This window comes from Chitinophaga rupis, from assembly GCF_900109685.1.
In the GTDB taxonomy this organism is placed as follows: Bacteria; Bacteroidota; Bacteroidia; order Chitinophagales; family Chitinophagaceae; genus Chitinophaga; species Chitinophaga rupis.
Window position 1 is genome coordinate 382991 of record NZ_FOBB01000001.1, and the last position, 26783, is coordinate 409773.

General features: G+C 47.0%; 22 protein-coding genes. 14 read left to right on the plus strand and 8 right to left on the minus strand.

Going from position 1 to position 26783, the window contains the following annotated elements:
• Positions 1–2 precede the first annotated feature (2 nt).
• The 6 genes from BMZ54_RS01440 to BMZ54_RS01465 form a co-directional block, all read right to left on the minus strand.
• A complete protein-coding gene (locus BMZ54_RS01440) occupies positions 3–1316 on the minus strand; it encodes an ABC transporter permease (protein WP_089906373.1) in 1314 nt (437 codons plus the stop codon).
• Positions 1309–2226 (minus strand): ABC transporter ATP-binding protein, encoded by a 918-nt coding sequence (locus tag BMZ54_RS01445; protein WP_089906374.1) that lies wholly within the window; start codon positions 2224–2226, stop codon positions 1309–1311. Before BMZ54_RS01445 ends, BMZ54_RS01440 begins: the two co-directional genes overlap by 8 nt.
• A 59-nt stretch (positions 2227–2285) precedes the next feature.
• A complete protein-coding gene (locus tag BMZ54_RS01450; RefSeq protein ID WP_089906375.1) occupies positions 2286–2897 on the minus strand; it encodes a hypothetical protein in 612 nt (203 codons plus the stop codon).
• Positions 2887–3399 (minus strand): RNA polymerase sigma factor, encoded by a 513-nt coding sequence (locus tag BMZ54_RS01455; protein WP_089906376.1) that lies wholly within the window; start codon positions 3397–3399, stop codon positions 2887–2889. Before BMZ54_RS01455 ends, BMZ54_RS01450 begins: the two co-directional genes overlap by 11 nt.
• A gap of 95 nt (positions 3400–3494) precedes the next feature.
• Positions 3495–5060 carry an NAD(P)/FAD-dependent oxidoreductase gene (locus tag BMZ54_RS01460; RefSeq protein ID WP_089906377.1) on the minus strand — a complete coding sequence of 522 codons (1566 nt, stop codon included), beginning with the start codon at positions 5058–5060 and terminating at the stop codon, positions 3495–3497.
• 162 nt (positions 5061–5222) lie between these two features.
• Positions 5223–5615: a DUF3127 domain-containing protein gene (locus BMZ54_RS01465; RefSeq protein ID WP_089906378.1), complete on the minus strand. Its 393-nt coding sequence runs from the start codon at positions 5613–5615 to the stop codon at positions 5223–5225.
• 550 nt (positions 5616–6165) lie between these two features.
• On the opposite strand from BMZ54_RS01465, the gene dnaA reads away from it, so the two are divergent.
• The 14 genes from dnaA (at position 6166) to BMZ54_RS01540 (ending at position 23982) form a co-directional block, all read left to right on the plus strand.
• Positions 6166–7599: a chromosomal replication initiator protein DnaA gene (gene dnaA, locus BMZ54_RS01475; RefSeq protein WP_089906380.1), complete on the plus strand. Its 1434-nt coding sequence runs from the start codon at positions 6166–6168 to the stop codon at positions 7597–7599.
• A gap of 174 nt (positions 7600–7773) precedes the next feature.
• Positions 7774–8325 (plus strand): RNA polymerase sigma factor, encoded by a 552-nt coding sequence (locus tag BMZ54_RS01480; protein WP_143080875.1) that lies wholly within the window; start codon positions 7774–7776, stop codon positions 8323–8325.
• 193 nt (positions 8326–8518) lie between these two features.
• The gene (locus tag BMZ54_RS01485; protein WP_089906382.1) at positions 8519–9448 is read left to right on the plus strand and encodes a FecR family protein; all 930 of its coding nucleotides are present in this window, start codon (positions 8519–8521) and stop codon (positions 9446–9448) included.
• A 123-nt stretch (positions 9449–9571) separates the two neighbouring features.
• Positions 9572–12949, plus strand: coding sequence for a TonB-dependent receptor (locus BMZ54_RS01490; RefSeq protein WP_089908199.1), 3378 nt, complete (start codon positions 9572–9574; stop codon positions 12947–12949).
• 113 nt (positions 12950–13062) lie between these two features.
• Positions 13063–14562: a RagB/SusD family nutrient uptake outer membrane protein gene (locus BMZ54_RS01495; protein WP_089906383.1), complete on the plus strand. Its 1500-nt coding sequence runs from the start codon at positions 13063–13065 to the stop codon at positions 14560–14562.
• Positions 14563–14676: 114 nt separating this feature from the next.
• A complete protein-coding gene (locus BMZ54_RS01500; protein ID WP_089906384.1) occupies positions 14677–16515 on the plus strand; it encodes an alkaline phosphatase in 1839 nt (612 codons plus the stop codon).
• Between the two features lie 152 nt (positions 16516–16667).
• Complete coding sequence (locus BMZ54_RS01505) at positions 16668–17681, plus strand: helix-turn-helix domain-containing protein (RefSeq protein WP_162277447.1); 1014 nt, start codon at positions 16668–16670, stop codon at positions 17679–17681.
• 218 nt (positions 17682–17899) lie between these two features.
• Positions 17900–18124 carry a hypothetical protein gene (locus BMZ54_RS01510; RefSeq protein ID WP_089906386.1) on the plus strand — a complete coding sequence of 75 codons (225 nt, stop codon included), beginning with the start codon at positions 17900–17902 and terminating at the stop codon, positions 18122–18124.
• Between the two features lie 151 nt (positions 18125–18275).
• Entirely contained in the window at positions 18276–19214 is a 939-nt protein-coding gene (locus tag BMZ54_RS01515; RefSeq protein WP_089906387.1) for a helix-turn-helix domain-containing protein, read from the plus strand.
• A 27-nt stretch (positions 19215–19241) separates the two neighbouring features.
• On the plus strand, positions 19242–20054 hold the full coding sequence (locus BMZ54_RS01520) for a helix-turn-helix domain-containing protein (protein ID WP_089906388.1): 813 nt from the start codon (positions 19242–19244) through the stop codon (positions 20052–20054).
• Between the two features lie 58 nt (positions 20055–20112).
• On the plus strand, positions 20113–20793 hold the full coding sequence (locus BMZ54_RS01525) for a hypothetical protein (protein ID WP_089906389.1): 681 nt from the start codon (positions 20113–20115) through the stop codon (positions 20791–20793).
• 235 nt (positions 20794–21028) lie between these two features.
• A complete protein-coding gene (locus BMZ54_RS01530) occupies positions 21029–21223 on the plus strand; it encodes a hypothetical protein (RefSeq protein WP_089906390.1) in 195 nt (64 codons plus the stop codon).
• Between the two features lie 271 nt (positions 21224–21494).
• On the plus strand, positions 21495–22691 hold the full coding sequence (locus tag BMZ54_RS01535; RefSeq protein ID WP_089906391.1) for an acetyltransferase domain-containing protein: 1197 nt from the start codon (positions 21495–21497) through the stop codon (positions 22689–22691).
• 19 nt (positions 22692–22710) lie between these two features.
• A complete protein-coding gene (locus BMZ54_RS01540) occupies positions 22711–23982 on the plus strand; it encodes an FAD-binding protein (protein WP_089906392.1) in 1272 nt (423 codons plus the stop codon).
• Between the two features lie 9 nt (positions 23983–23991).
• Here the strand turns inward: BMZ54_RS01540 and BMZ54_RS01545 are convergent, their stop codons facing one another.
• Both BMZ54_RS01545 and BMZ54_RS01550 read right to left on the minus strand, forming a co-directional pair.
• On the minus strand, positions 23992–25098 hold the full coding sequence (locus tag BMZ54_RS01545) for a phosphatidylinositol-specific phospholipase C1-like protein (RefSeq protein WP_238386455.1): 1107 nt from the start codon (positions 25096–25098) through the stop codon (positions 23992–23994).
• Between the two features lie 59 nt (positions 25099–25157).
• Positions 25158–26756 carry a RagB/SusD family nutrient uptake outer membrane protein gene (locus tag BMZ54_RS01550; RefSeq protein ID WP_089906393.1) on the minus strand — a complete coding sequence of 533 codons (1599 nt, stop codon included), beginning with the start codon at positions 26754–26756 and terminating at the stop codon, positions 25158–25160.
• Between the last annotated feature and the right edge of the window lie 27 nt (positions 26757–26783).

The window sequence follows — 26783 nt, forward strand, 5'->3', positions numbered from 1 at the left end:
TATCAACCCTTTCTAACAATCCACTTAGCCGCTTCTTTCAGCGTTATCTTTTTACCATACATTAAAATACCGGTACGGTATATTTTACCGGCCAGCCAGGTAGTGAGTAAAAAACCGGCTACCAGGAAGATCATGGATAATGCCAGCTCCCAATAAGCTACCGTGCCCGGTACGCCATAAGGCAAGCGCGCCATCATTACCATAGGGGATGTAAAAGGTATAATGCTGCCCCACACTGCCAGCGCGCTGTTAGGATTTTGTACAGCCGATATCATAACCATAATCCCAATAATGATCGGTAAGGTGATGGGGAAGGTAAGGGATTGTACATCATTAGGATCCTCATTTACCAGGCTGCCTACGGCTGCAAACAAAGCAGAGTAGAATAAGTATCCGCCCAGGAAATAAAAGATAAAACAGCTAATGAGCAGGCTCCAGTTAATGCTGCCTACTATAAAGTTTATTTTCTCCATAGCATCTGCCATCGCAGCATTATTGGCATTCTGCGCCATGGCGCCTCCCTGGTTAATGGTATGCACGGTATCGGCTGAAAGGAATAAGGGTAACAACATTTGTATAGTCATCAGCAATACGCCCCAGATCAGGAACTGTAATAAGCCTACCCCTGCAATGCCTACGATCTTACCCATCATCAGCTGAAAAGGTTTTACGCTGGAGATCATTACTTCTGCAATGCGGCTTACCTTTTCCTCCATTACTCCACGCATTACCGACATGCCAAATACCATCAGTATAATGTAAATAATAAACCCGCTGCTATAGCCTACGGCATAAGCCACGGCGGAGCTGCCTTTGGTTTCCTCATCGCCGCTGCGGAAATCTATTTTCACATCACTCTTTACCTCATCCAGCTTTTGCCGGTCAATGCCGGCTATTTCCATCCGCTTTTTTTCTATTACATCATTTACCTGCCGGTTCAGATTACTTTCCAGCATAATGCTGGCGCGGCCTTTACTGTAGTATTCTATGCCGCTGGGGCGGTTAATGTCTATGTCGGGAATGTATAATACGCCGGCATAACCGTATTCCTGGTACTTCTGTTTAAAGGTATCTATCTTCACCAGCTCCAGTGGTTTAAAATAAATGCCTTTGGCATCCGGCAGCTTGCCAATGAACAATTTACTTTCGTCTATTACGGCTATGCGTTTACTATCCTCCCCTTTTACTGCTATAAGAATAGGGATGATAATAGTACCGGCAAAGAACAGCGGTATTAATAACGTTAGTATTAAAAAGCTTTTTTTGCGTACGCGGGTACGGAATTCTCTTTTTATGATGAGCCAGATCTTATGCATATTCTTCGGTTTTCTGAACCTGGGTAATAAATATTTCGTTGAGGGTAGGTAATATCTCTTCAAAGTGGGTTACCGGTATATCCTGACGGATGAAGTGCATCAGAATATCGTTGGTACTGCTGTCCTCATTCAGCTTCACGGTATAAGCGTGGTCATGCTGTTTAATGATGGTAAAGTGGTGCGTGGCCATTTGCGCAAAGTTGGGTACTGCGCCTACGCCAATGCGGAACAGGTGCTGCTTAAAGGTTTGCTTCACTTCCTGCACCTGCCCTTCCAGCAGCTTCCGGCCTTTATTTACCAGTAAAATGCGGTCGCATATTTCCTCTACCTGCTCCATGCGGTGAGTGCTGAAGATGATGGTGGTGCCGGCCTGGCTCAGGTCAAAGATCTCCTGTTTAATAAGGTTTGCGTTCAGCGGATCCAGGCCGGAGAAGGGCTCGTCCAGGATCAGCAGGGATGGGTTATGCAGGATGGTGGAAATGAACTGTACTTTTTGCTGCATGCCTTTGCTTAGCTCCTCTACCTTTTTATTCCACCAGGTATTCATGTCAAACTTATTGAACCAGTGCTTCACTTTTTCCCGGGCTTCCTTTTCAGACAGTCCTTTTAGCTGGGCCAGGTACAGGGCCTGCTCTCCTACCTTCATCTTTTTATACAGCCCTCTTTCTTCCGGCATATAACCAATGGAGTGTATATCTTCCTGCGGGTTAAAGGGACGCCCGTTAAACAATATATTACCTTCATCGGGATAAAAGATACCGGTGATCATGCGCAGCAGCGTGGTTTTGCCGGCGCCGTTAGGTCCCAGCAAACCAAAGATGCTGCCCCTGGGTATGTCAAAGCTGATATCGTCCACCGCTTTGTGTGTGGCGTAGTATTTTTTAAGGTGCTGTACCTCCAGTAAGTTCATGCTATAACAGGTAAGGTTAGGAAATAACTTACAATTAAGACTCAATATAAAAGAAAAAATTATGCTTCCCGTAACTCATCCAACAGTTTGCCTACCTGGCGCAGGTATTTTCCATAGGCATAGCTCACCCACCACTCTACCAGCACTATTACTACAATTACCGCTACAATGAACGTTATCACAAAAGAAATGATGATCACCATTTTTTTATGTGGCGTAACCGGCGTGGTAGTAAAATGATCCAGGTCCAGCACAATCATTACCAGGTACAGCATTATGAGGGGTATAATGGAATAGTTGAACGATTTATACATTTCAATATTCAGCTTTATATCATAATACACTTCATATAAATTATCTTTTGAGCTGAGTGTGTTGGCATGCAGCCGCTGGTAAAACCGGTAGAATTTTGTGAGATGGAATACCGTAAGCATGATCAGCGCTGTATACATGGCATAAAAGGGAATGGTGGGCACGCCCTGTATTGACAGCAGGGGAAAAAATCCCATCAGGGAAAAGATTATGACGAGCATAATAAATTCCTTGCGCATATTTTTCCTGAGCTTTGTTACCGGCATGTGTGCGCTTTTCAGGCGCTGCAGGGTTTCCGGCAGCACGGCACCTTTCCCTTCATCGCTGTTCCAGGCAGACTGTAGCTCGTCAAAATTCATAACCTTGTTGTTTTATAAGTGCTTTCAATTTTGTTTTGGCCCTGTTGAGCTTTACCCGGGTATTGCCTTCACTGATGCCCAGGTTGGCAGCTATTTCTTTGTGCGAATAATTTTCCAGGTGGTAAAAGATCAATGCCTTTTCTATATTATCCAGCTTTTGCACGGCTTTGTAAAAGTGCGCCAGCTGCAGCTCTTTAAGTACCGACGGACTTTCTTCCACCGCGATATGCTCCGGCAGCTCAGGGATGCTGCTGATCTTCTTATTTTCTTTCCTGAAAAAAACTACGGCGGTATTCAATGCTACCCGGTACATCCAGGTGGAGAATTTACTTTGGCTGTTAAATGAATCATAGGATCTCCAAAGCTGGTATATGATCTCCTGGAAAAGATCCTGCTGATCTTCCGGGGTATCCATATACATTTTGGAAATTTTATGGATAATGCCTTTGTGCACTTCCATAAGATTAAGGAATGCTGTTTCCTTGTTATTCAAAGTAGCCATACTTAATTCATAATAGCCCCTTTGCTGAGGTATTTGCGCCAGGTATTATGATCCATTTATATGATGAGTAGCTGCAAGCGGGAAATTGTTACAAGTTATCTTACATTAAATTTTATGATGGCATCGGCTACCCTTTCTCCATCCATAGCGGCAGATACAATACCGCCGGCATAACCGGCGCCTTCGCCACAGGGATATAAACCTTTTATCTGCGGATGCATGAGCGTATCGTTATCGCGGGGTATACGTACCGGCGAGGAAGTGCGGGATTCAGTAGCTACCAGTATAGCGTTATCGGTATAATAACCTTTCATTTTACGGCCAAAGGCTTTGAAAGCAGCTGCCAGCCGCGTGTGCACGGCACGGGGCAATACATTGCGTAAGTTGGTGCTGTGTACGCCGGGTACATAAGAACAATCCGGCAGGGTGGCAGATACTTTGCCGTTCACAAAATCCGTCATACGTTGTGCTGGTGCTACAAATTTACCGCCGCCCATTTTATAGGCCTGCTGTTCTACCTGTTGCTGGTAGTACATGGCAGCCAAAGGACCTTTATCTGCAAAGGGAGCAAAGTCGGTTTCATCCACCGTTACTACCATACCGGAGTTGGCAAAGGGGTTATTACGTTTGGAGGGCGACCATCCATTTACTACCAGCTCACCAGGATTAGTAGCAGCGGGTGCAATAATGCCACCGGGGCACATGCAAAAAGAAAATACGCCGCGCCCTTCTACCTGCTCAACCAAACTATAGCTGGCAGGTGGCAGGTATTCGCCCCGTACCGCGCAATGGTATTGCGCACTATCTATTAATGCCTGCGGATGTTCAACGCGTACACCTAACGCAAAGGGTTTGGCTTCAATAAGAATTTTTTGCTGATGCAGCATTTCAAAAATATCACGTGCAGAGTGGCCGGTAGCCAGTATGACATGCGCTGCGTCAAAGGTATGTCCGGCAAAGGTACTTACACCGGTGATGGCGCCATCCTGCAACTGTAATTGTGTCACCTTTTCATTAAAGTGTACTTCACCTCCGCTGTCAATAATCTGCTGGCGCATAGCGGTAATAATATGCGGCAGCTTGTTAGTGCCTATATGCGGATGCGCTTCATACAATATTTTTTCTGCTGCGCCAAAATGGACAAAAACGTTGAGCACGTGATCCACGTTTCCACGCTTTGTAGCGCGCGTATATAGCTTACCATCTGAATAGGTACCGGCGCCGCCTTCTCCAAAACAATAATTCGATTCAGGATTTACCTCACCATTCTTATTTAATGAAGCCAGGTCGCGGCGGCGGGTACGCACATCCGGCCCGCGTTCCAGCACAATGGGTTTAATACCTGCACTGATGAGGTGTAATGCGGCAAATAATCCTGCCGGCCCTGCGCCTATAATTACTACGCGCGGTGCGTTTAGGTCAAGCGTCTCATATGATGGTATGAAAACTTCGCGTGCGTGGAAGGGCTCATCTACAAATACCTGTAACGTTAGTATATAATATACCTGCTGCCGGGAGCGGGCATCAATAGAACGCTTTAAGATGTTGTAACCGGTAATATTCTTGGTGGGAATGCCCAGGGATGCTGCAGCCTGTTGGGTGATGGCTGTATCTGAGGCCGCTTCCTGCGGCAATAATTTTAAAGAGAGCTGTTGTATCATGCAGGTTAGGTATTTATCCTAAAACAATGCAGCCACTATGTATGGCAATTATGTATGACAGGGAGAAAAGTGAAAGGTGAAAAGTGAATGAATCACCTCTCACCTTTTACTATTCATTTAAGTAGTTATACTTAGAATTAAATTAGAAGCAGATCACAACACTTAGAACGGAAGATCATCAGAATCTCCTCCGCTTTGGGAGGCCGGTACTTCCTGGGAGGTATTATAGTTAGGCATGCGGTCTGCACCTGGCGCTGCGCCGGCTACTACAGATTCCATACGCCATGCATCCAGGTTAGTGATATAGTTCACTTTACCATCTTTTTCCCAGCGGGTGCCTTTAATATTAAAATATACTTTTACGGTTTCGCCTTCGTTATAACGGTCTACAATACCGGTGCGGTCCTGTACGCACTGGAACTTAATATAGTTATTAATAACCCGGCCATTGATATCATCTGATTTCTCAATAACGAACTCCCTTGTTTTAAAGGTTTCACTGCGTTGAACCGTATTATATTTTACGATCAGCTTTCCTATGATTTCAAAACTCATAAAAATATTTTTTTAACTGTTCAGATGCGCCAAAGATAGGCTTTTGAAAGGATTCACCGGAAAATAAATTTTACACAGGCTATGCACCGGCCCGCGTTCATATAATAAATTTGCACGGTATTTGATACAGGAACGACATTTTTTTTAATGCAGATACTAACATAGTTTTACACCCGCGTTGAACTTTGTTAACGAGTTGTAAACATCATTTTTTTTGTACCATGTTATTTTATCTTTCATATAGCATATCTATGGTAAACAGGTTAATCAAAATTAGAAGCAACTGTATATCAGACCAGTGTATTTTACCTTTATTGCACTAGTGTAGTACACAATGAAAATCAACGCATAAATAAAGGAAAAAGCAACACCTAACAGGAGGACAAAGACTGTAAACAGATGGAGATAAACAAGGGTAGGAAAATTTTTTTTTTCAACATTTTCTACAGATATTCGTCGTCCTGTCTGAAAATTTTCTGACATCCACCGTTGGGAAATTTTGAATTCGAGAACATCCTTAATTAACAACAACATAATTTTTTTAATCTCAATGAATAAAACTTGCGAACAAGTTTGGGAAAGGTGTCTTAATATAATTAGGGATATTGTGGAATGGCAGCCATTTAAAACCTGGTTTGAACCTATTAAGCCCATCAAACTTGAAAACAATGTTTTAACGATCCAAGTCCCCAGTCAGTTTTTTTATGAATATCTGGAAGAACATTACGTTGGACTGTTAGGAAAAACCATCAAGAGGGAATTAGGTAAAGAGGCAAGGTTAGAGTACAGAATAGTAGTTGAAAATGGAACACCACACCAGCATCCCAAAACGGTGAATATGCCTACGCAGTTCACGAAGCTCCAGAAAGACAGTGAAGTGGACTTCCCGTTAACCATACAAAACCCGGTTAAGAATCCCTTTGTTATACCGGGCATCAAACGTGTACAGATTGACTCACAGCTCAATCCTAACTATACTTTTGATTCCTTTATAGAAGGTGACTGTAACCGCGTAGCCCGCAGGGCAGGTAAAACCGTTTCGGAGAAACCCGGCGGTACTTCGTTTAACCCCTTAGTAGTATATGGTGGTGTTGGCTTAGGCAAAACACACCTTGCACAGGCTATTGGGAACGAGGTAAAAAGAGTACATCCCAACAAGGCGGTATTATATGTAAGTGCGGAGAAATTCATTAACCAGTTTATTGATCACTCCAAGAACAGTATTATTAATGACTTCATACATTTTTATCAGCTGATAGATGTATTGATCGTAGATGATATACAGTTCTTTGCCCGTGCTGAAAAATCGCAGGATGCTTTTTTTGCCATCTTTAACCACCTGCACCAATCCGGTAAGCAGCTGATCCTAACTTCTGATAAGCCACCCAAAGACCTGGATGGTTTACAGGAAAGATTGCTGAGCCGTTTCCGCTGGGGCCTGAGTGCTGACATGCAGGTGCCTGATTTTGAAACGCGCATGGAGATCCTGGAGATGAAGATGCGTAACGATGGGCTGGAGATGCCGAAAGAAGTGATCAAGTACGTGGCTTATAATATACAAAGCAATGTACGCGAGCTGGAAGGTGCCTTAATATCCCTGCTGGCACAATCATCCCTGAACCGGAAAGAGATTGACCTGGAGCTGGCTAAACGCGTGCTGAAATCTTTTGTGAAGACATCTTCCAAAGAGATCACCATCGAAAGCATCCAGAAAATGGTGTGCGAATATTTTGATGTGCCTTATGATAAGCTGCTGCAGAAAACACGCAAGCGCGAAATTGTACAGGCCCGCCAGATCACCATGTACCTGGCCAAATCATTTACGAAAAATTCTTTAAAGACCATTGGCGAACATTTTGGCGGCCGTGACCACACTACGGTGATACACTCCTGCCAAACGGTGAAAGATCTGATGGATACTGATATTACCTTCCGCGACAGCGTGATCGAATTACAACAGAAAGTGCAACTGGCCGCAATGTAAGCGTGCCCTCCCTATCCCTGCAACATAACCCTGCTAACCTTATTGGAAAAAATGTCCCGGCTCACGCCGGGACATTTTTCTTTTGTATACTCCTGTTAACCCTTAACAATTTCATAAATTCGCCTATGCGTAAAACTTTCCACGCAGTTAATATCTTTGAGCGGCAATAGCCATATGCAATACGAGGCTACGATATGGGACAGGGTTCAACAAGGGGATGCAACTGCATTTCAGCAGCTGTTTGAAGAACACTGGGAGCCCCTCTTTACCTATGCCTGTAAAATATTAAAAGATCCCGCCCTTGCCCAGGATACCCTGCAAAGCTTATTCATTCACCTCTGGGAAAAACATAACACCTTGCCACAGGTAAAAGCCGTAGCTCCTTACCTGCGCCAAGCGCTGCGTAACCGCCTGCTGAACGTATTGCGGGACCAGCAGGTGTATGAGCACCATGTAGCTGCGTTCCGGCAAGCCATACTTGATAGCGATAATTCGCTGCTGGAAGACCTGCAGGGAAAAGAAACCGAACAGCAACTATTACAATCTATCAATACCTTGCCGGAGAAAATGAAAAATGTATTTTACCTGCACCGTATTGAAAACCTGTCTGTGACTGAAATAGCCGCCCGCACGGGCTCGTCCGAACAAACCATCCGTAACCAGCTGAATACTGCTTTACAACGTTTAAAAACCAGGTGGAATTCAATTGCCTGGTTCTTTTTGTGAGGATATAAAGAGGAGATAGGGTATACCGGTTAACTACTGCTTGTGCTTATTACTTATGTACCTGGCCTTGCGTTTATCTCATACTTTTAGCATCCTACCTATATAACGCCCAATGTTACCGAATTGTTAAGTGCTTTCCAAAAATAGTTAAAACCTTTTGCGGGCGTGTCTTTATATAAAAGACAGCTGTATCGTGAACAAAGCTACCCTGCTATATTTACTGGATAAGTTCAAACAAGGCCTTTGCACTGCGGAAGAGCAGCAGCTGTTATACCGCTGGCTGGATCAGCTGGAGCAGGAAGCCCCGGAACAAGCCTTACTTACCGCAGAGGAAAAGCAGCAGGTAAAGAACAGCATGCTGCAGCACATTCTTTCGGCCACGGCCCCCGCCCGCCGCAGGCTGCCGCTGCCCTTACGCTGGGTGCAGGTAGCAGCCGCCATTACCATACTGGCAGGCATCACTTATTTATTACGTTTACAGCTTACGCCCAAACAATCAGCCTGGCTTACGCAGCAGAACAACAGCACGGCCGTGCAGCGCCTGTTATTGCCGGATAGCTCACTGGTAATGCTGGGCGCACATACCACTCTGCAATACACCCGCAACGGCAGAACTATTAAATTATTACAGGGCAAGGCATTTTTTGATGTGCGCACCAATCCGCAGCAACCTTTTACCGTAGAAAGTAATGGCATACATACTACCGTGCTGGGCACCTCCTTCTCTGTAGCTGCCTATAAACAATTGTATGCCTGCCGTGTAACCGTAATAACGGGCAAGGTACAGGTACATAACTATGGCATTTTAACACCTGCACAACGCATTACCATACCAGCTGCAGAAAGAACAGCGCTGCGTGATAGTGTAGCGCTGCCCGATGCACTGGCCTGGACCAGCGGCACTATTATGCTGCGCAATGCCAGCCTGCAGGAACTTTTATATATGTTACAGGAGCAGTATGGCGTTACATCCCATACACAGCTAAATACACAGCAGGGGAATTATACCCTTCGCTTACAGGCAGCAATGCCTTTGGAGCAGGTATTAACTATCATAGAAAAAATAAGTTATAAACCAAAAATCCGCTTCCGCATGCAGCAACATCAGCTAACTGTTTATTAAGCCTGGCTATAACGCACCATTGACTATTATTTAAGAAAAAACTACAACTACCTGCAGCTCTTAGCGTAAAAAACAAGCACGCTAAAAGCTAATGGCCTTGTCATGACCTTAACAATTACCCATATGGAAAAAAACAGACCACTATTGCATTCCGCTTTTTACCGTTTGGCCTTTGCGGCCTCACTGGCCCTGATGCTGGTGAGCGCAATAGCCATGGCCTTACCCGGCTCCGCACAGGTGCTTAAAAAAGTAGTACGCCAGCTGCAGGTACCTGCCGGCAGCCTTTCCAGCGCGTTAAAGAAATTAGAGACCACGGCAGGTATCAGCCTGGCCTACGATGAAACTGTTCTGCAGAAAGTATCCGTTACTGCCGGTACTTACAAAGCCAGCGCAGTAGAAGATATTTTGCAGGCGCTGCTGCGCAATACGTCGCTTACTTTTGAAGAACGCTACAACACCATTCTTATTTATGATAAGGAAATGCTGCAGCACACCTCTGCACAACAGGTAGCGGAAAAGATCACCCTTGCAGGTACAGTGGCAGATAAGAACGGCCCGTTAATAGGCGCTACCGTTATAGTAAAAGGCACTACCATTGGTACCAGCACAGATGCAGGCGGACGTTTTACCCTGTCCGTAGCCGCTGCTGACAACCTGGTATTACAGGTTAGCATGGTAGGTTTTAAACCTGCAGAAGTGCCGGTGGGCGCTCAACGCAGCTTTACCATTTTGCTGGAAGAAAATGCGCTGAACCTGGACCAGCTGGTAGTAGTAGGTTATGGCACCCAGCGTAAGGCCACGCTTTCAGGCGCAGTAGCAGATGTGCAGCTGGATAAGCTCAGCTCCCGCTCCCTGAACGACCTTGCAGAAGCCTTACAGGGCAAGGCGCCGGGCGTAGTGGTACAAAACCAGGGTGGTGATCCTACTTCCGTACCCAAAGTATATATACGCGGCCTGGGTGGCATTAACGGAGAAGATCCATTGTACGTAGTGGATGGCGCTATTTATACCGGCGGCCCTATTAATCCGAATGACATTGCATCCATGAACGTGCTGAAAGATGCTGCTGCCGCTATTTACGGCGCACGCGCATCCGGCGGTGTAGTGATCATTACCACTAAAAAAGGAAAAGAAGGCGCAGCCACTGTTACGCTGGATGCCAAGGCAGGTTTCCAGATGGCAGCAAAAAAATTAAATACCCTTACTGCCAAACAGTTTGCAGACGTAATGAATACAGCTGCTGATGCAGCCGGCAATCAGCGCCTGGATGCATTTGACGCCAGCAAATACCCAGACGGACAAATTACCCGCACCAACTGGCTGGATGAAATTTTCCGCACCGGTAAGATCCAGGACTATAATGTGAATGTAAATGGCGGCAATGCCAAATCACACTACTACATGGGTTTTGGTTACCGTAAAGGCGAAGGCATTTTGCTGAACACTTACAGTGAGCGCTACTCCTTCCGTATGAATTCCGATGCGCAGATCAAGCCCTGGTTAAAGATCGGTGAAAACCTTTCCTACACTTACACGAACGGTAACGGTACCAACACCACCAGCCCTTATACCGGTGTTATTTATACCGCATTAGGCTACCCGCGTAACGTAACGCCTTACACAGCCACCGGCGCTTTCAGCGGCATGCCGGAACAATATGCCGGCGCCTATGGCGACCTGGCAAATCCGGTAGCCATTTTGCAACGCCTGGATTATAAGGAGCCTGTAAACAACATTAACCTGAACCCTTATGCAGAGATACAGCTGACCAAAGACCTGCTGTTCCGCTCCAACTTTGCAGTTACCAAATCGTTCGACAACACCAAGAGCTTTACCACCAAAGCGCCGGAGATCGGTAAGATCAGCAACAGCAATGAGCTGCGCCAGCAGATCAATAACTTTTCAGAGATCCTCTCTGAGCAAACCTTGACCTATAACAAACAGCTGGGCGATCACCACCTGAACGTGCTGGCCGGTTATACCTTTCAGCAGCATGACGGTGATTACCTGACCGTATTTGCCAACGGTTTTAATGATGAACGGAAGGAATACCGTTATTTTGATAACGCCACCATCCTTAACAAACCTTCCAGCGGAAAAGATAAATGGGCTATTGAATCGTTCCTGGGCCGTGTGAACTATGATTACCGGAACCGGTACCTGTTAACGGTGTTAGGCCGCAGGGACGGTACCTCCCGCGTAGCAGCCGATCACCGTTATGAGAATTATTACTCTGTTTCCGGTGGCTGGGTGCTTACGGAAGAAGATTTTTTACATGACATTAAATGGCTCAACTTCCTGAAGCTGCGTGGCAGCTATGGCCTGTTAGGCAACCTCTCCAGCCTGCCCAGTAATGCGCTGAACATTCCCATGAAAGCCACGCAAATTTATATAGGCGCTGATCCCACACAGGTAGGCGGCTATGCGGAAGATGCCCTGTCGAACCCCTACCTTACCTGGGCGAACTCACGCCAGGTGAACATTGGTACAGACATTGGCCTGTTTAACAACAGCCTTTCATTAGTGGCAGATTATTTTGTAAAGACCACCGGAAAAATGCTGATGATAACCGCACCGCCCAGCACCGCCGGTGTAACCAATGGTGCATGGAAAAATGCCGGCAAGTTCCGCGACAATGGTATTGAGCTGGGATTGAACTATAACGGCAGCAGCGGGAAAGACTTTCAATACAGCGCAGGTGTTACCTTAACCAAGCTAAATAACAAGCTGCTGGCGCTGGATGAAGGCAGAACCACTTTGCCCAACAGCATTAACGTGCGCAGCAGCCTTACCCCCATCCGTATTGAAACCGGCCACCCGCTGTATTCTTACTACGTGGTAAAAACCGATGGCATTTTCAAAACACAAGAAGAGGTAAACAGTTATAAGAACAAGGACGGGAACCTGATACAGCCTAATGCCAAACCAGGTGATATACGTTTTGTAGACAAGAACGGCGATGGTATGATCACGAATGATGACCGGCAGTTTGCAGGCAGCCCCTATCCTGATTTCAGCTATGGATTTAGCTTTAACGCCAGCTACAAAGGTTTTGATCTGAACCTGTTTATGCAGGGTGTACAGGGCAACAAACTATTCAACGCGCTGAAGTACACTAACATGAACGCCAGCATAGGCACCAACTACAACATGCTCAGCGACATTCTGAATGCATGGACACCGGAAAATCCCAACAGCAATATACCACGCATTAATGCCAGCGATGCCAACGGCAACTACGGCACTACCTCTGACTGGTATATCGAGAACGGATCTTACCTGCGTATTAAGAATGTAACGCTGGGTTATACCTTACCGGGCACCCTTACCAAACAAATAGGCTTAAACAGCCTGCGTGTATACGTTACTGCTAATAACCTGTACACCTTTACCAAGTATAAAGGTTTTGATCCCGAAGTAGGTATGGACCAATACGGCATAGACGCCGGCCGCTACCCGCAGGCCCGTAGCATATTGGTTGGGCTGAATGTTAATTTTTAAAGCTGAAAGCGCAAAGCATAAAGCTGAAGGCATTTGATGATTAAAAAAGCTGAAAGCTGAAGGCATAAAGCACAAAGCTGAGGACATTTGATGGTTTAAAATTGAATGATAATATGAAAATGATTATAAATAAAATGCTGCTGGCAGTTATGGTTATAGTACTGCTGGGCGCCTGTAACAAAAAGCTGGACATTGTGCCGGAAGGCGCACCTACTACCGGCAACTTCTGGACCACTGATAAAGATGCCATAGCCGGTGCTAACGCCATGTATGAGCAGTTTGATGATGAGAATTTTTATGGCCGCGGCTACTGGTGGTTCATTAATGCCAGCGATGATATGGTTACCGGCCGTATAAAAGCGGAAGGTGATAACATCAAGAACTTTAACCGCAACTTTATAGGCGGCTCTTATACAGAAGGACAGTGGAAGCTGCGCTACATTGTGATCAAACGCGCTAACGACGTTATCCTGAAAGTGCCGTCCATTAATATGGATGCTGCGCTGAAGAACCGCATTTTGGGAGAAGCTTATTTCCTGAGCGGGTTAATGTACTTCCAGCTGGCATATACGTATGGCGGTGTGCCCATCGTTAACCGCGACAGCCTGTTGAATGATAAGCCTATTCCCCGGGCAGCCAGCGCGGATATAGTGTATGAATATGCAGCGCAGGAATTTAAACAGGCATCTGCCCTGCTGCCTTACTTCGACCAGCTGGCACAGGCAGACTATGGCCGCCCGCATAAAACAGCCGCCCTGGCATTCCTGAGCAAAATGTTCCTGTATAAAAAGGATTATGCGCATGCAGAACAGTATGCAGATTCTGTGATCTTAAGCGGTAAACACCAGCTGTTGGATAACTTCAGCGATGTGTTCACCATTGCCAACAACTGGTCTAAAGAATACATCTGGAGCGCTTACTCCACCATGAAAGGCACCGGTGGCTGGGGCAGCATACTGCCCGGTGTAATGCTGGAAAACAAAGGCTGGGGCAAGTACAACGGCTGGGGTTATTACATGCCTACCAAAGAGCTGTATGACGCCTATGAAACCGGCGATAAACGCAGGGAAGCCACCATTCTTAAACCCGGCGATCATTTCACCTTTTTTGGAAAAGATACTGTGTATGGATCGCTGAACAGCCTTTCCGGCTACCAGTTCCGCAAATACATGGAGCCTTTCAGCTATGCCGGCGGCATTCACCTGAGCCCTAACGGCGACCACCCTACTACGGACCTGTGCGTACCGCTGCTGCGCTATGCAGAGATCATTCTTATAAAAGCAGAAGCCAAGCTGATGCAGGGTAAAAATGCAGATGCAGAGATCAACCAGATCCGCCACCGGGCCGGGTTAGCCAATGTAACCAATGCTACCATGGATGAGCTGAAAAAACAGCGCCGCTGCGAGCTGGCCGGAGAGTGGGCCAACCGCCATTATGACCTGGTACGCTGGGGCGATGCGCAGACTGCCTACAGCAAAGCGCTGCATGGCACCAATGGGCGCGAAGTGTGGCCCGCCCGCACTTTTAACCCGGCCATCCATAACGTTTGGCCTGTGCCGCAAAGCGAGATCGATAACAGTGGCGGTGTTGTAACCCAGAACACAGGCTGGTAAACCGCTCATAATTTTTAATAGTATGATCAATTACGAACTATGAAAGATGATCAAACCGATTATTAAATTCGTGGTTCGTAATTGATCTTTTTCATTTAAACAGCAGCCATCTTTATGCAACGATACATCCGGGATATTTTACTCGCCCTCCTCATACTACCCTCTGCCTATGCGCAAACCATTAAGCATACCACTGCCAATGCGCACGCACATAATGATTACGAACATCCCCTGCCTTTTTATACCGCTTATTACAAAAATTTTGGCTCCATAGAAGCGGATGTATTTGCCCGGAACGGGCAGCTGTATGTAGCCCATAACGAAAAAGATATTGACAGCAGCCGTACACTGGCCGCTTTATACCTGCAGCCGCTGCGGGCCATGATCAAAAAAAATAACGGCAATGCTTTTAAAGATGGTAAACCCTTACAGCTGCTGATCGATTTTAAAACAGACAGTGTGCTTACCATGCAAACACTGGTGCAGCAATTGCAGCAATACCCGGACATTACCGGCAATGCGCATGTGCAGATCGTTATCAGCGGCAGCCAGCCCCTGCCGGCACAATGGGCGCAATACCCGGCCTATATCCTGTTTGATGGCAAGCCGGGAAGCTACCCGGAAGGCGCCATACAGCGCATGCCCCTGTTCAGCTATAACTTCCAGGAGTATACGAAATGGAATGGTAAGGGCAAAATGGTAGCTGCAGATGAAAAACGTGTGCAGGCGGTGATAGACAGCGTGCACCAGCTGCATAAAAAGATCCGTTTCTGGGGCGCACCGGACAATGTAAATACCTGGATCACACTGGCGCACATGGGCGTGGATTATATTGGCACCGACCATTTGGATGAGCTGTCAAACTACCTGGAAACCCGCCCCACCGGCGAATACCAGTCTACCGATAATACGCATGCGCTTTACAAGGCACGTTATGTAAATAATGATAAGCTATCAAAAGTAAAGAACGTAATACTACTGATCGGGGACGGCATGGGCCTTACGGAAATTTATGCCGGCTACACCGGTAACCGCGGGCAGCTGAACCTGTTGCAGATGATCAATATCGGTTTTTCCAAAACCAGCTCGGCGGATAGCTATATCACAGATTCTGCTGCCGGCGCTACTGCCATGGCCAGCGGGCAAAAAACCAATAACCGTTACATCGGGGTAGATGCCACCGGCCTGGCCCATCCGCCTATACCTCAGCTGATACAGCGTTACGGTATGGAAAGTGCGCTGATCAGCGCAGGCGATATTACGGATGCAACGCCCGCTGCTTTCTATGGCCACCAGGCAGACCGCGCTATGGAAGATGACATTGCTGCAGATTTCTTAAACAGCCCCGTAAGCATTATGATAGGCGGCGGCAGGCTTCATTTTACACAGCCGCTTAAAGGCCAGCCGCTTACGCCACAGCTGCAGCAAAAAGGTTATACCGTTTACCCGCGTTTTGCAGACCTTGACAAAATAACAAGCCGCAAATGGCTGCTGCTGGACGATAGCGCGGTAGTACCCGTATTAAAGGGCCGCGGTGATTTCCTGACCCGTTCCTTACAGAAGACCATACACACTTTGCAGGATAACAGGAACGGCTTTTTTGTAATGGCAGAAGGCGCACAGATAGATGCCGGCGGCCATGCCAACAATGTACCCTATAATGTTACGGAGATGATGGATTTTGATAAAGCAGTAGGCGCCGCTATGGAATTTGCAGATACCAATGGTGAAACACTGGTAATTGTAACAGCGGATCATGAAACCGGCGGACTAAGCCTGTTAGCGGGTGATATACAAAAAGGGTATGTAAGCGGCCATTTCAGCACCAATGACCATACTGCTGTAATGGTGCCTGTTTTTGCCTATGGGCCGCATTCCCTGGACTTCAGGGGAGTATACGAGAATACAGCGCTTTTTGAAAAAATTATGAAAATACTATCAGCACGTAAGTAAATTCAGCTAATACAGACAATAAATATTGTACTTACTGCAAAAGTATTGCGGCAAGAACCCTCATCTTACACCTGCACCACAAGTACATAGCATAGAAGGGATATAACGACCAGGAACTTTCGCCTCTATTTTTGACCCTTCAATTAATGCACATGATGCAATACCACGTTTCAAGTAAAACGGCGGCATATACCTCTGTGAGCAATGAGATCCCTAAACATTACCAGCAGCACCGTTTACCGGGTGCTACCTATACGGAATGCATGCAGGGCCCTTTTGGCACTGTGCTGCGGCAAATGATCGAAAATGGAGAATGGATCGTACAGCAGGCGCAATTCTTTATATCTAAAATGGTACGTATATACCCCGTAGCCCTGGAGCCGCTGGGCGTGCTGCACTGCATGCTGTCTGGTTCAGTACCTACTGTATTAAGCGGTTTTGGCGAAGTGCTGCTTCGTGAAAATGCAATGCAGTTCTTTTATGTGCCGGCCGGCAAAGGCAACACAGCCCTGTTTTCCAAAGGTTATTATGAATCTTTCCAGATAGGCCTTTCAGCAGATTACCTGTCTAATTTTTCACAGAATGGCTCTCCTTTGAGCGAGCAGCTCCTGCAGCTGCAACAGGCTGCTCACAAAGGCAGTAATGCCGGCACCTGCCCGTTAAGCCTGCAGGCCCTGGACCAGATCGGGAAAATAAAGCATTGCGAGCTGCAGGGACATCGCCGGAAGCTGTATTACCAGGCCCGCATCAATGACCTGATGCTGTTGTACCTGCACGCACTGGATGACAGCCAGCAACTGGCAGTGGTGAATGGCAACAGGTATGAAAAAGAAATGCGGCAGCTGGCCAGCTATATTACAGAGAACCTGGAAAACCCGCTAATGATAGGGCAGCTGGCCGGTAAAATGGGCCTGCAGCTGCAGGTGATGGAAAAAGAGTTCAAGAAAGTGCACCAGCAAACCATTAAATCTTTCATACAGGATCAACGTATGAAAAAAGCCTGTATGCTGCTGGCAGATGGAAAAATGACCATTATTGATGTGGCTTATACTGTAGGCTATTCAGATGCGGCCTATTTCGCCAACACTTTTAAAAAACAATTAGGCCTTACGCCTACTGAATACCAAAAAAGGGCAAAAAACAATACAGGAAAGGATCTGCAATAAAAAACGCAGTCTGTTGGTAAAAATTACAAGTCATTCTCCTTAAATACTACAAGCAGGTAACAATTGATTTAAGGAAATTTGTTCAGGCGAAGGAAGTCACTCAAAATTACCATTAAACAAACACAGAATAATACCGTATCATTTATTACTCGTTTTTTCCCTGGATCTTATTTTTTTATGCTATTTGTATTTGTTGAGCAAACTAATACTATCAGCCTATGTACAAAAAGCCTGTAGTTCCGCAAGGGCCTCCTGCAAACCTGAATGCCGGTACTGTATTAGGTAGCGGCGCCATTACCCCGGCTATGCAAAAAATTCTTAGTAGTATGGAACATTATAACCCATCTGCACAGGAAGCCACTGAGCAGTTTTTCCGTGATGCTGTGGGAAAGCTGTTCCTGGCTGCATTAGAGCAAATGTATCAGCAGCAGGAAGCCAAATAACAGCAATAACAAACAATAGGATCTTTAACCACACCTGCGCTATCTCCCGGCCGCTGAAATTATTTCAGGGAGACCACCATTAAAGGAGCGCCCCAAACACCTGCTGTAATGGCGGAGCGGCTACAACAGCGCCAGGTAAAGCTTTTCATCTATGGAAATTTTTCCCAAAGGTACACCCACGGATGTACCCGACAGGCTAATGCCTTTCATTGCCGGCTGGGCTACGGCCAGCTATACAAAACATGATTTTGGGCACCTGCTGCTGCAGGTATTTATGTACAAACGTTACCGCATTTATATTCAGCGCTTCATTACAGAGCAGGCGGCAACTGCCCATTTTCGCTGCCCGGTTGGCACGGCGGTATTGCAGCTGGCTATTATGGGCCCGGTCAGCAGCAATATAAAAGGGTATGGTGAAAGCACTTTGCAAACAGGCCAGTTCAATTTCTTTTACTTACCTGCAGGCATACACGAACTTAAGCTGGGAGCCGGGGAATTTGAGCTGATACATATTGTACCGGACGGCCTTATGCTGGATGAGCTGTCAGCCAGCCGGGAGGATATGAAAAGAGCGCTAACCCACCTGCGCACTGCCAGCGAAGAAGGCTGCTGCCTTACACCCCGGCAAATGAATTACCGGGTGCACGATGTACTTGCCAGTATGCTGCAATGCAAAGAATCCGGCGGCAACCTGCTGGTAGAGCTTAGCACCGGCATCAGTAACCTGCTGAACCTTTATCGTAAATCCCTAAATGATGCGGAATGTATGAAACAGCTACGGGCCTCCTATTACACCGGCACGCTCATTACCATGCGGGAGGAGATACTTCTGAACCCGCATATACAGCAGCATACGCTGGCCTATTTTGCCAGGAAGTATAACATGAGCCAGTCTACCCTGAAAAGATATTTTAAGGAAACCTTCCATCAAACCCTGCACGAATTTGTACGGGAGGAGTGTATGAAAAAAGCTGCCTGGATGCGGGGGAATGCTTCCCTGAGCCTGGAAGATATTGCCGATGAAGTAGGATATGCCGATAAATCCGGGTTCCTGAAATCGTATAAAAAATACCGCCGTAATGCCTCCTGATAAGATGGTGTGGCGTATTTTTGCTGCATGGTATCTGTTCAAACCTATATTCCAGCTGCCTTGGCGCCCTTCATAAAATCGTTCTGGTGCCTGTGGGTCGATGCCGGTATTCAACAGCCGTATGTAGAAGATATTATACCGGATGGGCACCATGAGATCATTTTTCATATGGAGCCGCGCATTGCCCAAAGAAACCCGGCCCTGCAAAACTGCGGTTATGAGCCCGATGCTTTTTTTGCCGGGCAAAACCTATACAGCTATATGCTGCAACTGCAGGCGGGCGCTATGTTATATGGTATCCGGTTTTACCCGCATACGCTGGCTTTACTATTTAATTTCCCTGCTGACCTGCTTACCGGGCAGCTGCTCCCGTTAAATGATGTACCTGCTGCAGATGCACTGCGCCATTGTATTACGGAAAACCCCGCCTGCACCTTTGCCCGTTTTGAAAAACTGCTGACTAAACAGGTAGCGGCCCTAAACGCCGGCAAAGGGTTTGATTATGTAAATGCTGCCGTGCGTTTAATATTGCAGGAGAAAGGAAATGTAAAAGTAGACCGGTTAATACAGGCCACCGGCGTTTCTGTTAAACACCTGGATACCTCTTTTAAAAAATTCGTAGGGATCACCCCTAAAACGCTGTGCCATATTATTAAGCTCAATTATTTTATCCATTACCGGGAACAGCACCCTGATAAAAGCCTTACTGACTGCACCTATGAGGCCAGCTTTTATGACCAGTCACACCTGATAAAATTATTCAAAACCTTTACCGGCAAATTGCCTAAAGCATATTTCAACGAGGTGAATATTATCAGCAACCATTTTACCGGTATGTAAGGCAGTTCATTTTTTTACAATTTTGCGCCAGGCCGGTTGGCTAGGTTTGTATTAAAAAATGAAAGTACTCTTCTTCCTGCCATTCTTCTTTTACAACATATTACTGGCCCAGCAGCACATAGCGCAGTTTGCGCTATGGCAGCCCAGGAACGGGCAAACAGCCGCTTTTGAAACCGGCTATAAAAAACACCTGGTATGGCACCAAAGCAATGGCGATACCTGGAGCTGGTATGGCTGGTATTTTATTTCCGGCCCCCGCCACGGGCAGTTCCTGGATGCTACCTTTGGCCATGCCTGGCGTGATTTTGACCATCGTGTAAACCCGGCCGGCGATGGGGCAGATAACCAGTTGAACGTAGAACCTTATGCCGATTTTAAACTGGCGTACAAAGCAGCTTTTTTAAGTACCCTCAGTACCGGGGACAGCACCGTGCTGCATTCCAAATTTTTACGGATGCTCACCTTACAGGTAAGTGATATGAATGAGGGCGCCAAACTGCTGGCCGGCTTAAAACGCAGCTACCAGGACTGCCGTTTTTTGGCATACCGGCTAGCAGACGGCGGGCCGGTTAACCAGCTGATCTTATTGCTTGGTTTTAGTAACTTTGAGTTATACGGGTTAAGCGAAAGCCTGCCGGAGGAAATACAACGTATGGAAAGCACTTTGAAGCTGCACACTATTACCGGCATTACCTCTGAAACGCTGGCGTACCGTGCAGATCTAAGCCTGTTAAATTAATATTCATGGATAGCATAAACATCAGAGAGAAGTATGGATTATGCTGATAGAGCCCAAAGCAACTTTACATACGGGCAATGTGGATCATGAAAGAACGGTGAAGGATCTGCAATGGGTATAAAATAAAAACAGTAGTGTATCAGGTATGATACACTACTGTTGCGGCTTCCCATAAGGCGGGCACTTCCAGTAAACCGTAACGGCACATTATTTGCACCCCACTCCAAAAACAGTTATGGAAAAACGCATTTTAGGTATTGTTTTATCCCTGCTGGGCGTGGTAGGGCTAATTATAGCAGCGGTGCAGTTTATAAACGGCACACAAGGTACCCGGGGCGTTAAAAGCATCATTATTTTTGCATTATTGGGCGCCATCTTCTTTTTCTCCGGCATAGGGCTGATCAAAAATACCAAGGACAAACCTTCCTGAGCATTTATAACGCCGGCACTTCTTTTAAAATAGCATTGATCTTTTTCATAGGCAGGTCTTTACCTGCATCCAGCAGCAGTGTTTTCATCCGCGCCCGTTTTTCCGTAAGCAGGCCGGGATGATGGATACTTTATCCCTCCACAATCCCAATATAGAGGCTATAGGCACCAAGCAGTAACAAGGGTAGTTTATTATTTTTTGTACCTTGCAGCCGTTATACTTCACCAGGTCTAAGTCGTTTGATGTTCGCCACCATCTAAAGCCTTTTCATATGTCCACAGCAACTATGGCGTTGCCTAATACCGCTATTAAACGTACACGTATTGAATCTATTGACCTGCTGCGGGGTACCGTAATGATCATCATGGCATTAGACCATGTACGGGATTACTTTCACGGCAGTGCCTACATTTTTGATCCTACGGATCTATCACAAACCACGGTGTTCCTGTTCTTTACACGGTGGATCACGCATTTTTGCGCGCCTGTTTTCGCATTCCTGGCCGGCACTTCGGCCTACATCAGCGGCACGCGGAAAACTAAAAAGGAGCTTTCCTTTTTCCTGTTAACACGTGGCCTGTGGCTGGTGCTGCTGGAATTTGCCTTTGTAACTTTTGAATGGACGTTCAACCCGGCCTATAAAGTGTTCCTGGTGCAGGTGATCTGGGCGCTGGGTGTAAGCATGATCGTTTTATCCGCATTGATCTATTTACCCTGGAGGGCTATTTTACTGATCGGGCTTGCCCTTATTTTCGGGCATAACCTGCTGGATGGCGTACATAAGGAAGGCAGCATTTTCTGGGCTTTCCTGCATGATCAGCGTTACTTCCAGCTGGGCGCTACCGGCTTGTTTGTGGGATATCCTATTCTGCCCTGGATAGGTATTATGGCCACGGGGTATTGTTTGGGTAAGCTATATACCCCGCAGTTTGATGCGGCTAAAAGAAAACAAACGCTCATCTACCTGGGGCTGGGTGCCATCGCTTTGTTTATTATTATCCGCGCCATTAACATCTATGGCGATCCGAATGCCTGGAGCACGCAACCTAAGCCGGTGTTCACCTTCCTCTCTTTCCTGAATGTTACCAAGTATCCGCCATCCCTGTTATATACCTTAGTTACGCTGGGCCCTGCATTCCTGTTCCTGGCGTTTACGGAAAAGCCGCTGAACGGCCTTACGGAAAAGCTGGTGGTCATTGGCCGGGTGCCTATGTTCTTTTACCTGGTGCATATTGCGGTTATACACGCGCTGGGTTTTATAGGCGCTGAAATATCCGGCCATCAATGGACGGATATGATCCTTAGCAACTGGGTAACTGCCAGCCCGGAGCTGAAGAACTACGGCTTTAGCCTGGGCATTGTGTATCTTTTATGGCTAGTGGTGATCATTGGCCTGTATCCTTTATGTAAATGGTATGATACTTACAAAAGGAATCACCGGGAAAAGCAATGGTTGAGCTATCTTTAAAAGATAAACGAGCACCAACATGCAGGATATTGATACCACCTTACGCAACTGGGCAGGCAATTATACGTACAGTACGCAAAACTTACACTGTCCGGATTCAGTGGCCGCCGTGCAGCAGCTGGTAAAAGAGCTGCCGCATTTAAGAGTGCTGGGCACCCGGCATTGTTTTAACAGTATTGCTGATTCTACGGAACATTTAGTTTCCCTGCAGCAGCTGAACCAGGTAATATCCCTTGACTCCGAAAACCAAACGGTAACGGTAGGCGGAGGCATTAACTACGGGCAGCTATGCCCTTACCTGCAAAAGAACGGGTTTGCTTTACATAACCTGGCATCCTTACCACATATTTCAATAGCGGGCGCCTGCGCTACTGCTACACACGGGTCGGGCAGCGGGAATGGCAACCTGGCTACAGCTGTTACCGCGCTGGAAATGGTGGTTGCTTCCGGAGAGGTGGTTACACTATCGCGGGAAAAAGATGGCGCTGCATTCCGGGGCGCCGTGGTAGGCCTGGGCAGCGCAGGTGTAGTAACCCAGCTAACATTAGACATTGTTCCTTCCTATTCCATACAGCAGGATCTTTATGAGCACCTGCCTTTTACTGCGCTGGAAAACCGGCTGGAAATTATTTTTTCCAGCGCGTATAGTGTAAGCCTGTTCACTGACTGGAAACGCCGCACCTTTAGCCAGGTATGGCTGAAACGCCGGGTGGAAGCGGGCCAGCAGGTAAAAATGCCCGCTGATTTCTTTGGCGCAACACTGGCCACAAAAGCATTACATCCTATTGCAGAATTATCTGCGGTACATTGTACGGAACAAATGGGTGTTCCCGGTGACTGGTTTGAACGCCTGCCGCATTTCCGTATGAACTTTACTCCCAGCAGCGGCGAAGAATTACAATCAGAGTATTTTGTATCGCTGGATGATGGGTATGATGCGCTGCTGGCTATAGACCAGATAAGGGAACATATTGCACCGCACCTGTTAATTTCAGAGATACGTACTATTGATGCAGATGGCTTTTGGATGAGCCCCTGTTACAAACAACCCTGCCTCGCCATTCACTTTACCTGGCAGCAGGACTGGGAGGCCGTACAGCAGGTATTACCATTAATTGAAATGCAGCTGGCGCCTTTTGATGCCCGTCCTCACTGGGGCAAAGTATTTACCATGGCGCCGGAACGAATAAAGCTCTTATACAAAAAGCTGCCGGAGTTCCGGCAGCTTTTGCAAATGTATGATCCCGGAGGAAAGTTCAGGAATGCGTTTGTGGACCGGTATATTTTTTAGCGCTTTGTGTTAGCGCGCGCCTGCGGCAGTAGTGCTGCTGCTGCTGAATACAGGATTTATCCGCAAATACTTATTGCTCCCATCAAAGCTCACTTCATAATCTGAACTGAAGTGCGTGCTTTTACGATAGTAATCCGTAGTAATGATCTGCGCACCGGAATTGCAGGCAGCCTGGAAAGATGACTTATCATTCAGGCGGGCTTCCCTGGTATCTGCATCTGCACGGGTGCGGATAATATAACCTTTGGCTACCAGGTCTTTTATTTCCGGCATCCTGGGATTGTTGCGGATCATCATGGCTGCTTCAGGTGTGCCGGGATCTGCATTTACAAATAATACCCGGCCTTTTAAAGACGGGTGGCCGGCAATGTACATGGCTCTTTTACGGTCATGATCATCCAGCACAAAAAGAAATTTACCACGCGCTGCTTTCAGGGTGGGCCAGCTATCATGCAGCACAGCTTCTTCCAGCGTATTGTAATTACCGCGTACCTTATCGGGTGTAATAATATTTTCTGCGCCTAAATAATCCGTCAGCTCTTTATCCAGCGCCTGAAAAGTGGCTTCTGTTACAGGTTCCGGCTCTGTAAGCATGGAGTTGGCTTTGCTGCGGGGCTCCCCTCCTTTTACTTCCAGGGTAATGAATACGGGATAATGATCCGGGTGTTTATCCGACCAGGTTTTCAGGTCCTGCAGGCCCTGTTTAAGGGTCAGGCAATAGCTGCGGAAATCCAGGTCAGGGATATGAAATACTTTAAAGCCAGGCTGGTTCATCACCCCATCCGGGTCAAAAGGCGGCTGACCAGGCGCCCAGTCCAGCCCTTTGGGATGCGCATATCTTCCGCCTTTTTCATCTACATACACATCAATCTCCAGGTTCAGCAAACCCATGTCCAGCTGCGCTGTTAAGGGAATGTGCTCATAATCTATTTTGCTGGCGGAAACAGAATCTTTTTGCTGAAATACTTTAAATAACGCGGGGTCAATGGCTTTTTTATAGCTGTTGTGAGAGCCTATCACCTGGATCCTGTTCATATGCAGCTCGTCCGGCAGCCCTTCTTTATGCAGCACCGGCAAGGCCAGCGCCAGGCTAAGGCTTATTAATGTTTTCAACATAATCATGGTTTTAAAAAAGCCGGCCTGTTGTTACAGGCCGGCTACAGGTTTCAACAAAGTTAATTAGGATATCCCGGATTTTGTCTCAGGTTACCGTTTAACCTGATCTCCGTGATAGGTATAGGATAAATACGACGGGTTGCATCTTTATTCATGCTCAGGTTATCGTTCGGCAAAGGATATTCCTTTTCAAACTGGCCAAAGCGGATAAGGTCCTGGCGGCGCCAGCCTTCCCATGAAAGCTCGCGTGCACGCTCGTCCAGTATACCCTGCAGGTCTACACTGGTAGCCTGTTGGGCGCCGGCGCGGGTGCGCAGCTTGTTCACCAGTACCAGCGGCGTTTGTACTTCCCCGTTCACCGCCGTTGCAGGTGCACCGCGTAAAATAGCTTCTGCTTTCATCAGCAGCACATCGGCTAAGCGGAACACCGGTACATCATTCCCATTCAGGCGGGTTGCCTGTGTGATAGCTGGATCCGGGTAATATTTGAGAGAACGTACGCCGGAGGCCTGGCTCAGACGCGTGTTGCCAATGTCCATAGGTTTGCCGGGTACCAGGATAAGTGGTTTATAAATTACGATCTGCGTTCCGTCATCAGGATACAATACCGGCTGGTTTGTGAAACCACCTGCACCATCCGGGTAAAACTGCGGGCCTACCAGCCAGGTTTGAGTGCGGGCATCGCCAGGTATATTAAAGCGGTCATAAAACTCAGGCGTAGTGCTCATGGCAATACTTAAGCCTACATTAAAACCGTATGCCTGTACCAGGTAATAATAAAAACCAAAACGGGTGAACTGGTTGCCGGGGATCTGCTGGTCATAAGGCACCGCAAAAATGGTTTCGTTGATCTGCGGACCGTTATTGGGCAGGAAGATGTCGCGGAAACGGGGATCCAGCTTGTAGTTAGTGTTAGCCTGAATGCTGTCGGCCATGGCCACTACATCCTTATAACGGTCTACGCCGGTATATACTACAGAGTTCAGGTACAGTTTTGCCAGCAGCGCAAATGCCATGGCTTTAGTAGGCCGGCCATACTGCAGCAGGTTGGTAGCTGCGTTATTGCTTTTGGAAGGCAGTGATGATGCAATGGCCTTCAGCTCTGATTCAATATAGGCAAATACGGTAGCGCGCGGCTGTGTACTGGGCAGGGTATCTACCGGGAAGGTAGTGATCAGCGGCACATTACCATAGGTATCCATCATAAAATAGTAGTACAATGCGCGCATAGCTCTTACTTCCAGCGTTAAAGCTGTTTTGGAGGCATCATCCAGCTTGGAGCCGGCCAGCACGCTAACCAGGCGGTTACAGTTGTTGATACCGCCAAAACCCCATTGCCATATACCGGTTACGTATGGGTGGTCAATGGTCCAGGTATGGTAGTGACACTGGCGGTACTGGCCACCATCATCAAAGTTACCATCACGTGCAGGAATAATCGCTTCGTCTGTTGACAGCTCCTGCATACGCCAGTAGTTAATGGCGTAGTTAGATGACAGGTTGGAGTACATGGTACCCAGCAAAGCAGCATAATCTGAGGATGTTTCCGGGAAGTTGCCGCCTACATACTGCGACTCAACATCCACATCCAGCTTACGGCAGCCACTGATGGATACAAGCGCCGCCAGTGCTGTTATGATCAAATATATTCTTTTCATCCGTTAATATTTTTGTAGTTACTTTTT